Source organism: Clostridium sp. (assembly GCF_051278035.1).
Lineage (GTDB): Bacteria > Bacillota > Clostridia > Clostridiales > Clostridiaceae > Clostridium_AD.
In genome coordinates this window covers 1-12,809 of record NZ_JBNMNU010000123.1, presented here as the reverse complement: position 1 = coordinate 12,809, position 12,809 = coordinate 1, and the positions used below count along the sequence as shown (strand labels likewise).

Sequence of the window (12,809 nt, the reverse complement as noted above, 5' to 3'; positions counted from 1 at the left end):
AATGAAGTAAGTGTGATATTTATTCAAAATGAAGAAATTAGGGAAATAAATTTTAAACATCGGGGTATAGACGAAGTTACAGATGTGTTATCTTTCCCTATGTTACATTATCCGGAAGATATGGTATTTAAAGATGTGTATATAAATTACGAGTTTGACCAAAATGATTTATATGATGGGAAATTAGTAATTGGAGATGTTGCCATGTCGCTTGAAAAAGCAAAGGAGCAAAGCGAAGAATTCGGACATTCATTTACTCGTGAATGTGCTTATCTTACAGTTCATTCAATACTACATCTCTTGGGCTACGATCATATAGAAGAAACGCAGAAAAAAATTATGCGAAAAAGAGAAGAAGAAATACTTGCTACTTTCAATATATATAGGTAGAAGACATAATTTGATTCCAATGCAAGTAGCTATTTACTTTAGGATAATATTTTTAAAGGTGGTTGTGTATGAAAGTTAAAAAATTAATTGATAGTTTGAATTATGCTATCGAGGGAATCATATACTCAATTCGAACGCAAAGAAATATGAAGATACATATGATAGTTACTATATTAGTTCTTACCGCCGCGTTTTTTTATGATTTGTCTAAGATAGAGCTTTTAATTATAACAATGACTATAACACTAGTTATAGTGGCTGAAATGATAAATACAGCAGTAGAATGTGCAATAGATGCCACAACAAATTTTTATCACCCACTAGCCAAAATAGCTAAAAATGTTGCTGCTGGTGCAGTGCTTGTAACTGCTATAAATTCAATGTTAGTGGGTTATGTTATATTTTGGGAAAGGTTAACTCCCTTTAACAAGTCAGTAATGTCAAAAATCAAAAAATCTGACCCTGATATGACTTTTTTTGTTCTAGTTATAGTATGTATTGCAGTAGTAATAGTTAAAGCAATTTATGGCTAAGGGACTCCACTCAAAGGTGGTATGCCAAGTGGTCATTCTACAATAGCTTTTTCAGTAGCAACAGCTATAACATTATTAACCAATGAACCTTTAATTATGGTGTTAGCTTATTTTATAGCTGTAATTGTTGCACAGAGTAGGGTTGATTCAGAAATTCACTCTATTTTAGAAGTGATTTTTGGTGGTATCTTTGGGACCCTATTGACACTGCTTCTATTTAAAGTTTTAGGTTGATATATTTATATATTTTAAAGATATAATTTTAATATTATTGAATTACTCATAACATGTGATATAATTGATATACGTGATTTTTCATTGTTATTTATTTTTACGAAATTAAAATTATTTATATAGGGGTGTTCTAATGGATTATAAAAAGCTTGCTAAGCTTGCTATTGATGCTAGAGAAAATGCATATGTGCCATATTCAAAATTCAAAGTAGGTGCTGCAGTTGTTACAGAAGATGGCTCAATATATACGGGGTGTAACATAGAAAATGCTTCATATGGTGCTACTAATTGCGCTGAGAGAACTGCAATTTTCAAAGCTATATCTGATGGACATAGGAAAATTAAAGAAATAGCAATAGTGGGGGATCTGTCAACGAATACTTACCCATGCGGCATTTGCAGACAAGTTATTTCAGAATTTGCCACAAGTGACATCCGAATTATATTAGTAAAAGATGAAAATAACTATTTAATAAAAACTATGGAAGAGATATTACCAGGGGCTTTTACTAAAGAAAATTTACTTAAGTAAGCCACATTTAAATAAAAGACAATATACTAATGATAACCACAAGGAGGATATATGTTTAAATCAGGATTCGTATCTATTATCGGAAGGCCTAATGTAGGTAAATCTACATTAATGAATTATATTATGGGGGAAAAACTATCAATTGTATCTAATAGACCCCAAACTACAAGAAACAATATACAAACTATTTTAACTACTAAAGAATCTCAAATAATATTTGTGGACACTCCAGGAATGCATAAACCTAGGCATAAACTAGGAGAATATATGGTTAAAGTAGCCAAACAATCCACAGATGCAGTAGACGTTATAATATTTATAACTACACCAGGTGATGAAATTGAACCAGGGGATATGCATATTCTTGAAGGGTTAAAAGACACTAAGATACCTGTTTTTTTATTAGTTAATAAGATTGATGAAAATACACAGGAAAGGGTAGCTAAAACAATTAAGTCTTATTCCGAATATTTTAACTTTAAAGAGATAATACCAATAGCGGCTATAAAAGGCAAAAATGTTGACACGGTTTCTAAACTTTTAGCAGATCTCATGCCAGAGGGACCGCTATATTATCCAGAAGATATGATTACAGATCAGCAAGAGAGGTTTATTATAACTGAGATTATAAGAGAGAAAGCTCTTAAATTATTGTCTCAAGAGGTACCTCATGGAATAGCAATAGAAATTATTTCTATGAAAAGAGACAAAAATAATCTGTACAATATTGAAGTTAATTTGCTTTGTGAAAAGGATTCACATAAGGGCATAATAATTGGGAAAGGTGGGAAAACCCTTAAACAAATTTCCACTTATTCAAGACAAGATGTAATGAAATTCTTAGGTGAAAAAGTATACTTAAGATTATGGGTAAAGGTAAAGAAAGAATGGAGAGACACTTCAAGTATTCTCAAAGAACTTGGATATAAATAGGGGATGATGTTCTGTCGATTTTAAAAACTAGAGCTATTGTTATAAAAACGCAAGAGTTTAAAGAATATGATAAGCTCGTTTGGCTTTTTACTGAAGAGTTTGGGAAAATAACAGCAATAGCAAAGGGAGCTAGAAAAAACAAAAGCAAATATATATCATCCACATTACCTTGTTCTTATGGAGAATTTGTGCTTTTTAAAGGTAAAAATTTATATACAATAAATGAAATTACAATTATAGATTCTTTTCAGCAACTATTAAGGGACTTAGATACAATTACCTATGCCTCTTATTTTATTGAATTAATTGATATTGCAATGGAAAATGAGGATGCTAATAAGGGACTTTTTAAAGAGCTAGTTACTGCTTTTTATTTTATAAAAAATGACGTTATGGATATAGAGGTGCTAGCCAGAGCTTTTGAAATAAAACTGCTGAGGGCAACAGGTTACGGACTGAATTTTAGTAAATGCGTTAAATGTAGAAAAGAAATAACCATATCTAATAATATTGATTTGCAATCGTGTGGACCTATATGCAAAAATTGTGAAAAGTCAAACAGTATATATATTTCAAATCCTACATATAATACATTAAAATTCTTAAATAATTTTGGCATGGATAAAATTAATAGGATAGTTGTATCGAAAACATCAAAGCTTGAGTTATACAAATTTTTATCTCTTATTATTTCTCAAAATTATACAAGAAGGCCAAGGAGTTTAGAAATGTTTGATTATTTAAATGAATACAAAAATAAGTAATTGTTTTAAATCAGGTTCAAATCATAAGGAGGCGGATTTTAATGGGAGAAATTACACTGGAAAAGATTGATATCATTAAAGAGCGAACGGGAGTTTCATATACTGAGGCCAAGGAAGCATTAGAAGAATGTGATAGCAATGTAGTCGATGCACTAATCTTTATCGAAGCAAAACAAAAAAAATACCCTATATTTAATATGGATGAAGTTTATACTAGCAAGGAAGATTTTATAGCATGGATAAAGGATACTGTAAAAAAAGGTAATGTGACAAGGATAAAAATTAAAAAAGATGAAACTGTAGTTATAGATATACCTGTTAATGCTGGTATTGCTGCTGGTATGTTTGCGTTAATATACCCAGCTCTTATTGGAATTGGAATATTAACAGCTGTGCTCACAAAGGTTACAATTGAGATAACTAAAGCTGATGGGTCTGTTGAAGTAGTTAACACTATTATCAAAAACACAGTTGAAGATGTAAGAGAGAGAATGAATGATGTGAGTGATGAAGTAAAAGAAAAATATAATGACACGAAAAATAATTTTGGAAAAAGTAACAAAGATAGTAAAGATGAAAATGTATACCAATATACTGTAAAATTTGATAAATCAGTAGATAAAGAAAAAGAAGAAGAAGAAGAAGAAGAAGAAAAATAATTTCCTATCTAAAAAGCCGGCAACAGTAGTTGCTGGCTTTTTAAATGAAAATTATTCATAGTATATAAAAATAGTAGTAATATTTATGGGATATTCTAAAAATGTTATTTTGAGAAAAGTGGAGTAATATGAAGGATACTATATTAATGGAGGAATATTGTATAATATTAAACAGAGAAGACATTAAAAAATTCTACATTTTATTGTAATAATGTGGTATAATATTTCAAATGGTATGTAAGATTTTAGCATAAGAACAAGTTATGCAATCGTTTATATTTCAAATATATACCATATATAAGGGATGAAATAGAAAGAAGGTGGAAATGATAAAGCTAACACCAAGACAAGAGGAGATAATAAGATTAGTTAAAGAAAATCCACCTATTACAAGTGAAAAATTAGCTAGCAATTTAGGAGTCACAAGAGCTGCACTAAGGCCTGATTTGGCCATACTAACAATGACTGGTATATTAGATGCAAGACCTAAGGTTGGATATATTTATTCGAAGAAACCTTCCTATAGCTTAGTTTATGACTATATAAGAAATATTAAAGTTAATGATGTAATGTCTAAGCATGTAACGGCAACAGAAGAAACTATGGTTTATGATGCCATAGTACATTTGTTTCTAAATGATGTAGGTACACTATTTATAAATAATAATGGCAATTTAGTGGGAGCTGTTTCAAGAAAGGATTTCCTTAAAATGGCTATGGGTGGAACAGATATCCACAAAGTACCTGTAGGAATCATAATGACTAGAATGCCAAACATAATATTTGTTGAAAAAGAAGATAGTGTTTATTTGGCTGCACAAAGAATTATAGAACATGAAGTGGACAGTCTACCCGTTGTAGAAAGAAAATTTGAAAACGGGAGAGAAGTATTTAAAATTGTGGGTAAAGTGTCTAAAACTAATATTACAAGGTTGTTCGTAAAAATGGGTGAAAATGGTTAATAGCCATTATCATATATAATTTAGAATCGAAGGGGTTGTATACAAATGGAAAACAAAAAGTATGTTTACCTTTTTAGCGAAGGTAATCTTTCAATGAAAAATCTTTTAGGAGGTAAAGGGGCAAACCTTGCAGAGATGACAAGTTTAGGAATCCCTGTTCCACAGGGATTCACGGTTACTACTGAGGCTTGTAATAAATATTACAGTGATGGTAAGTTAATTGCATCTGAAATTGTTAGTGAAATTCATACTAAAATGACTGAACTTGAAAAAATCACAGGAAAGAAATTTGGTAGTTTAGAAAATCCATTACTCGTATCAGTTAGATCTGGAGCAAGAGCATCAATGCCAGGTATGATGGACACAATTTTGAATCTAGGATTAAATGATGAAACAGTAGAGGTTATGGCAAAATTAACAAATAACCCAAGATTTGCTTACGATTCCTATAGAAGATTTATCCAAATGTTTGCTGATGTTGTTATGGATGTTGAAAAAAGAAACTTTGAAAACATAATGGATAAGATGAAAGAAGAAAAAGGAGTAAAATTTGATACAGAACTAGACGCTAATGACTTGAAAAAATTAGTTGCACAGTTTAAAGCATTTTATAAAAAAGATAAAGGCGAAGAATTTCCAAGTGACCCAACAAGCCAACTTATAGAGTCTATTTCAGCAGTATTTAGATCGTGGGATAACCCTCGTGCTAATGTATATAGAAGACTCAATGATATTCCAGGTGACTGGGGAACAGCGGTAAGCGTTCAAGAAATGGTATTTGGTAATAAAGGAGAAACATCAGGAACAGGTGTTGCGTTTTCAAGAAATCCATCTACTGGAGAAAAAGGAATATATGCTGAGTACTTAATGAATGCGCAAGGTGAAGACGTTGTTGCAGGAATAAGAACACCACAGGATATATCACAACTACACAAAGATATGCCAAAAGTTTACGCAGAATTTATGGCAATTGTAAATACTCTTGAAAATCACTATAAAGATATGCAAGACATGGAATTTACAATTGAGGATGGCAAATTGTACTTCTTACAAACAAGAAACGGTAAGCGGACGGTACAAGCTGCCCTTAAAATTGCTGTGGAATTAGCTGAAGAAGGAATGCTATCACAAAAAGAAGCTGTTATGAAGGTTGAACCTAAACAATTAGATTCATTACTTCATCCTAACTTTGATACAGAAGAATTAAGAAAATCAAAAATAATAGCTAAAGGACTTCCAGCTTCACCAGGAGCTGCTTGTGGAAAAGTTTATTTTACAGCTGAAGATGCTAAAACTAAACATGAAGCAGGAGAAAAAGTTGTTCTTGTTAGACTTGAAACTTCACCAGAAGATATTGAAGGCATGATAGCGGCAGAAGGAATCCTTACAGTAAGAGGAGGAATGACATCTCATGCTGCCGTTGTTGCAAGAGGAATGGGTAGATGTTGTGTTGCAGGTTGCGGAGATATAAAAGTTAATGAAGAAGCTAGAAATTTCCAAATAGGAAAGACTATCTATAATGAAGGTGACTATATTTCTATGGATGGAAGTACAGGGAATATATATGCTGGAGCAATCAAAACAGTTGAACCTGAAATAAGTGGTTACTTTGAAACACTTATGGGTTGGGCAGATAGCATAAGAACTTTAAAAGTTAGAACCAATGCTGATACTCCAAGAGATACAGCGCAAGCAGTTAAATATGGAGCTGAAGGTATTGGCTTATGCAGAACTGAGCATATGTTCTTTGATGCTGATAGAATAATGGGTATAAGAGAAATGATTGTTGCTAAAGACGAGGCGAAAAGAAGAGTGGCATTAGATAAATTATTACCAATGCAAAGAGAAGACTTTGTAGGAATTTATGAAGAGCTTGTGGAAAGACCTGCTACAATCAGATTCTTAGATCCACCACTACATGAATTTTTACCACATGGTGATGATGATATAAAAGAATTAGCAATTGAAATGGGAATAACTTTTGAAGATCTTAAAGCTACAGTTGAATCGTTGCATGAATTTAACCCAATGATGGGACATAGAGGATGCAGACTTGCAGTATCATACCCAGAAATAGCTGAGATGCAAACTAGGGCTGTTATCGAAGCAGCTATAGATGTCAAGGTTAGAAAAGGATATAATATTGTTCCTGAAATAATGATTCCACTAGTTGGAGAAGTTAAAGAATTAAAATATGTTAAAGATATAGTGGTAAGGACAGCTGATAAAATCATAGCTGATAGTGGCACTAAAATGAAATATATGGTTGGTACAATGATAGAAATACCAAGAGCAGCACTTACAGCTGATTCAATAGCAAAAGAAGCAGAATTCTTTTCGTTTGGAACAAATGATTTAACACAAATGACTTTTGGGTTTTCAAGGGATGATGCTGCAACTTTCTTAAAACATTATTATGAAAAGAAAGTTTATGAATCTGATCCATTCCAAAAACTAGATCAAACAGGAGTAGGCAAGCTTGTTCAAATGGCTGCCGATCTTGGACGTAAAACTAGACCAAATATAAAACTTGGAATATGCGGAGAACATGGTGGAGATCCATCATCTATTGAATTCTGTCACAATGTGGGACTTGATTATGTATCATGTTCACCATTTAGAGTTCCAGTTGCAAGACTTGCAGCTGCACAGGCTGAAATAAATAATCCGAGAAAAAAATAGTGCTTTTAAACTATAAATAATTAATATAAAAAATAGAAAGTCGCTGAAATTCAGTGGCTTTCTATTTTTTATATTAATTTAATTTTACTTTGAACTTTTTTTCAATGTATTCTTTGAGTCTGCATATAAAATCTAATTGATATCCGTTTTTGTTAGTCGCGTTATCTAAGAGGTGAATAAAGGCTTTCTTATTGCACTTATTAATATTACTATAATAGTCTCTTGATATTTTCCAGCATCTTTGTGGAAATGCTAAATAAACAAAGATATATTTATAATCATCTAGGGTTAAAGGTAAAGTTTTATCGTATAATTCTAAAAAACTTATTGCTAGCTCTAAATCCCATTTTGTATTGTCTCTTTTCAAAAGTCTTCGCAAACAATAAGAAATATCGTGGGCGCAATAATCATTTCTACATTTATCAAAATCAATTACCCATATGTCATTATTATTATCAAAGATAAGATTTTTATTAACATAGTCAAGATGACACAAGGATTTTGTAAGATTGCTTGTGTCCATTGTGCAGGCGATATCAATCGAGGACTTAGCTAGGTTAATGCTTGAATCAAAATGTTTCAAATAAAGTTTTGAAAAGGAATCATTATGTTTATAGGCTAAATTAGATGAATTAAGAAGACTTACATAGTGTTTATATATGGAATTGCCTAGGGAACTGTAATTTTCCTTTATGGAACTACCACATATAGGTTTGAAGTTTATACTTATTCTATGCATATTTGCAAGGTTGCTTCCACATGCTAGAACATGATCGATATTATCATAATCACATTTGATGCCATTAACCCAAGGAGTAAGAATAAATAACATATTACTATAGTTTACAAATCTGCTATTAGTGATTGTAGGAAGTATTCGAGGTACATTAATACCATTCCTGTATAGCCATTCTATAGCTGAGTATATAAATAATAAATCTTTTATTGAATAATAAACCTTTTTTAAACAATAGCATTCGTCATAGTTTTGCACTTTATATACAGCTCTTTGTTTATCAGTATCTTTAAATTTAATTTGTGTTATATCAGCATTAGCTAAGTTATATTGTGGGAGGATGTATTTTTTTACATTTTCTTCGGATAATAAAGCAATGTTATTAAAGTTTTTAGCCGTGGAGGGCATGTCAACGCTCCTAAAAAATTATTACATTACTAGAATATTAATAAATCATTAATATTATACGTTTAATATAAAAAAAAGGGAAATTTATTTATTTTGTAGAATACTAATAAGACTATTAAAATAAATAAGGAGCGTGAATAATAGTAATTTTTATAATGCCTATAACAAATACAATAAAGATAGTCTTAAATTCAGGAGGGAATGTATGAATATTCGTCAGAGAATAGAAACTAATGAAGATAAGAACATTGTTAGATATGGGGCATTATCTTTAAACTCAAAGGGCCGGAGTGTATTAGAAGATGAAGATGAGGTAAGAACCTGTTATATGGTGGATAGGGATAGGATAATACATAGCAAGTCATTTAGGAGACTGCAACATAAAACACAAGTATTCATAAAAACCAGCAGTGATCACTATAGAACAAGATTAACTCATACTTTAGAAGTCGCACAAATAGCTAAAAGTATAGGCCGGGGGATAGGGTTAAATGAAGACTTAATAGAGGCTATTGCAGTAGGACACGATATAGGGCATGTAGCTTTTGCTCATAATGGTGAAGAGGTGCTTAACGATATTTTGCCAGGTGGGTTTAAACACAATGAAAATAGTATCAGGGTGCTAACTAAAATTGAGAAATCTGGCACAGGACTTAATTTAAGTGCGGAAGTACTAGATGGAATTCTACATCATAGCGGGTTTTCCACTGAGTACGGGAAAGCATTTACTCTAGAAGGTCAAGTTGTAAGATATAGTGACAAAATTGCGTATGTTAATCATGATATAGATGATTCTATAAGGGCAGGGTTATTAGTGGACTCAATGCTGCCGAGGAGAGCTATTAAAATTTTAGGGGCTAGTCATAGCAAACGCATAAACACTTTAGTTGTGGACTGTATTTACAACACATTGGATAATTTAAACAGAGGATCTATAGGAGTTTCACTTAGTGAAGATATTGGAAGTGCATTAGGCGATTTACGAAACTTCATGTTTCAAAATATATATAAAGGTGAAATGCTAAAAGAAGAAAGAAAAAAGGCACAATTTGTGTTAACTCAGGTTTATAAATATTATCATGACAATCCAGATACTATGCCTCGAGTTTATAAAAACATAGTCCAAAATGAAGGATTAGACAGAGGGGTAGCAGATTATATATCAGGCATGAGTGATGATTATTGTTTAATGCTGTTCAATAATTTATATGTTCCTAAAATTGGGATTTATTAATATGAAAAAATAATTTAGTAATAATTTCAAAAAAGCCTATTAATTTAAAATTTATAAATAAATATTACAAATATTGAAGGAAATTTTTGTTTAATAAAGAATATAATATATGCAAACATATTTATTATTAAAAAGAATGAATTTTAAAGAGGATTAAATAGTTTTTTGTCGAATTGAATTATATTGTGAATTTATATAAGTAAGGTGGTAATAATCTATTGATTGCTGAAGATGTCATCCAAAAAATAAAAGAACAAAATGATATTGTGGATGTTATATCTGAAAGAGTTAAGCTTAAAAAAACAGGAAGGAACTATACTGGTATTTGTCCTTTTCATAATGAGAAGAGTCCTTCATTCACAGTGTCTCCAGAAAAACAAATATATAAATGTTTTGGGTGTGGGGAAGCTGGAAATGTAATTAGTTATGTTATGAAGGATAGGAACACAACTTTTCCTGAAGCTGCAAGGATACTCGCTGAAAGAGCTAACATTATTATAGATTCAGAAAGTGAACAAAATGATGTGCAAAAGGACACCTATAATAAAATGTACAATATTAATGTAGAGGCAGCTAGATACTTTTATGATAATTTAAGAAAGGATAAAAAAGCTGGATTATATTTCACAAACAGAGGTATAACTGAGACTACTATGAAAAAGTTTGGTTTGGGGTTTTCTGTTGATAAATGGGAGGGACTCTTATCACATTTAAAAAAGAAAGGTTACTCTGAATTAGATTTGTTTAGTGTGGGACTAATTATAAAAAGTCCTAAAGGTTCATATTATGATAGATTTAGAAATAGAATAATGTTTCCAGTGTTTGATTATAGGGGTAAAGTCATCGGATTTGGAGGAAGGGTTTTAGATGATTCCAAACCTAAATATTTAAATTCGCCGGAGACACCACTATTTTATAAAGGACTACACCTTTATGGATTAAATTTTGTAGTGAAAAACAATAAGTCTCGAACAGTGATAATTGTAGAGGGATATATGGATTGTATTTCACTTCATCAGTTTGGATTCTCAAACGTTGTTGCATCTCTTGGTACAGCACTTACTATTAATCAAGCAAAACTTTTAAAAAAATATGTAGACAAAGTTATTATTTCTTTTGATGCTGATGTTGCAGGTAAGGCGGCAACACTAAGAGGACTCGAGTTATTAAGAGTTGAAGGTTTTGATTTGAGAGTGATTATAGTTCCAAAAGGTAAGGACCCTGATGAATATATAAAAAACTATGGGAAAGAGGCTTTTCAAAAATTAGTTGATGAAGCACTTCCACTAATAGATTATAGGATTAAAAGAGCCGGTGATGGAATAAATTTTTCGAATAGTGAGATGATAATACAGTATGCGAAAAAGATCACTGAAATTATTATAGATTTAGATCCTGTTGAAAAAGATGTATATATAAAAAAGATTTCTGAGCAAACAGGTATCAAAGAACAAGCATTATACGACTTATTAAGGGAAGAAATCGATAAAAATACAAAAAAAGTCAAAAAAGTGAATACACAACAGGATTTTGGACAAAAATTATATTTAGAAAGAGCTTATATTAAGGCTGAAAGAAATTTATTAAAATATATGTTTATAAACGAAGAAAATTGCGATTATGTTACAAAAAATATGTCAATTGAACAATTGGTACTTCAAAGTCATAAAATCATATATGCACTAATTGTTGATTATAAAAGCTTATCAAGAAATGAGAAAATTAAAAACATAGAATTTAAGTGTAATGATATAGAGGGTACAAAGGAATGGATCAACACTATTGAAATAGAATTTGACGGAGAAGAAGAGGATTATAAAAAATTTATTAATGACTGTATAAAAGAATTAAAAAAATTCAAGTTAGAGGAGTCGAAAAAAGAAATTATGAATAAAATCAAACAGCACGAATCAAATGGTTTGCTAGAAGAATCTATAAAGCTTGCGCAAAAGCTTTTAGAGCTTCAAAAAGATTTAAACAAATTACAGTAATTAGAAAGGAGGGAATACGATGAAGGATAAAAGTTCAAAAATGTCTATAGTCAAAAAGCTTATTGAAAAAGGTAAGAAGAAGGGATCCTTAACTTATAAAGAAGTGATGGATGAACTTTATGAAATAGATTTAAGCCCAGAACAAATAGAAAAGGTTTATGAAGTTCTGGAATCAATGGAAATAGATGTTGTTGGGGATGCGCATGATGCTCCAGCAGTTGTTGGAGATAAGTCCACAACTCAACCAGAAACTGAAGAACTAGATGTTAGTATACCAGAGGGCATATCTATAGATGACCCTGTTAGGATGTATTTAAAAGAAATTGGTAAAGTTTCATTATTAACATCAAGTGAGGAAGTTGAACTTGCCAAAAGAAATGAAGAGGGAGACATTCCTGCGAAGAAGAAGCTTGCAGAGGCTAATTTAAGACTTGTTGTAAGTATAGCTAAGAGATATGTTGGGAGAGGGATGTTATTCCTAGATCTTATTCAAGAAGGTAATTTAGGACTAATAAAAGCTGTAGAAAAATTTGACTATAGAAAAGGATATAAATTTAGTACTTATGCTACTTGGTGGATTAGGCAAGCTATAACAAGGGCTATAGCTGACCAAGCAAGAACTATAAGGATACCTGTTCATATGGTTGAAACTATAAATAAGCTTATTAGAGTTTCAAGACAATTACTTCAGGAACTTGGACGGGAACCTCAACCAGAGGAAGTTGCTGAAATTATGGAAATGCCTGTAGGA

General features: G+C 31.3%; 11 protein-coding genes and 1 pseudogene. 11 read left to right on the top strand and 1 reads right to left on the bottom strand.

The annotated features are described in order from the left end of the window. From ybeY to ppdK, 8 genes and pseudogenes are all read left to right on the top strand, one after another. A partial coding sequence (ybeY, locus tag ACJAX4_RS16545) for an rRNA maturation RNase YbeY (RefSeq protein ID WP_435790552.1) occupies window positions 1–390 on the top strand: 390 nt, incomplete at its 5' end. Between the two features lie 68 nt (window positions 391–458). Continuing rightward, window positions 459–1,157, top strand: a pseudogene (locus tag ACJAX4_RS16540) (diacylglycerol kinase). Between the two features lie 133 nt (window positions 1,158–1,290). Continuing rightward, window positions 1,291–1,689 (top strand): cytidine deaminase, encoded by a 399-nt coding sequence (locus tag ACJAX4_RS16535; RefSeq protein ID WP_435790551.1) that lies wholly within the window; start codon window positions 1,291–1,293, stop codon window positions 1,687–1,689. Window positions 1,690–1,740: 51 nt separating this feature from the next. Next, window positions 1,741–2,622: a GTPase Era gene (era, locus tag ACJAX4_RS16530; RefSeq protein ID WP_435790550.1), complete on the top strand. Its 882-nt coding sequence runs from the start codon at window positions 1,741–1,743 to the stop codon at window positions 2,620–2,622. Beyond that, the gene (gene recO, locus ACJAX4_RS16525) at window positions 2,619–3,386 is read left to right on the top strand and encodes a DNA repair protein RecO (RefSeq protein ID WP_435790553.1); all 768 of its coding nucleotides are present in this window, start codon (window positions 2,619–2,621) and stop codon (window positions 3,384–3,386) included. Before era ends, recO begins: the two co-directional genes overlap by 4 nt. 41 nt (window positions 3,387–3,427) lie before the next feature. Next, the gene (locus ACJAX4_RS16520) at window positions 3,428–4,045 is read left to right on the top strand and encodes a DUF4342 domain-containing protein (protein ID WP_435790549.1); all 618 of its coding nucleotides are present in this window, start codon (window positions 3,428–3,430) and stop codon (window positions 4,043–4,045) included. Between the two features lie 320 nt (window positions 4,046–4,365). Next, the gene (locus ACJAX4_RS16515; RefSeq protein ID WP_435790548.1) at window positions 4,366–5,007 is read left to right on the top strand and encodes a helix-turn-helix transcriptional regulator; all 642 of its coding nucleotides are present in this window, start codon (window positions 4,366–4,368) and stop codon (window positions 5,005–5,007) included. Window positions 5,008–5,052: 45 nt separating this feature from the next. Continuing rightward, a complete protein-coding gene (gene ppdK, locus ACJAX4_RS16510) occupies window positions 5,053–7,689 on the top strand; it encodes a pyruvate, phosphate dikinase (RefSeq protein ID WP_435790547.1) in 2,637 nt (878 codons plus the stop codon). A gap of 73 nt (window positions 7,690–7,762) precedes the next feature. Here ppdK and ACJAX4_RS16505 read toward each other — a convergent pair whose 3' ends face one another. Further along, the gene (locus tag ACJAX4_RS16505) at window positions 7,763–8,833 is read right to left on the bottom strand and encodes a CotS family spore coat protein (RefSeq protein ID WP_435790546.1); all 1,071 of its coding nucleotides are present in this window, start codon (window positions 8,831–8,833) and stop codon (window positions 7,763–7,765) included. A 205-nt stretch (window positions 8,834–9,038) separates the two neighbouring features. On the opposite strand from ACJAX4_RS16505, the gene ACJAX4_RS16500 reads away from it, so the two are divergent. From ACJAX4_RS16500 to ACJAX4_RS16490, 3 genes are all read left to right on the top strand, one after another. Next, complete coding sequence (locus tag ACJAX4_RS16500; protein WP_435790545.1) at window positions 9,039–10,067, top strand: deoxyguanosinetriphosphate triphosphohydrolase; 1,029 nt, start codon at window positions 9,039–9,041, stop codon at window positions 10,065–10,067. Window positions 10,068–10,285: 218 nt separating this feature from the next. Further along, window positions 10,286–12,058, top strand: coding sequence for a DNA primase (gene dnaG, locus ACJAX4_RS16495; protein ID WP_435790544.1), 1,773 nt, complete (start codon window positions 10,286–10,288; stop codon window positions 12,056–12,058). 19 nt (window positions 12,059–12,077) lie between these two features. Next, window positions 12,078–12,809 (top strand): sigma-70 family RNA polymerase sigma factor (locus ACJAX4_RS16490; protein ID WP_435790543.1); only part of this gene is annotated, 732 nt, incomplete at its 3' end.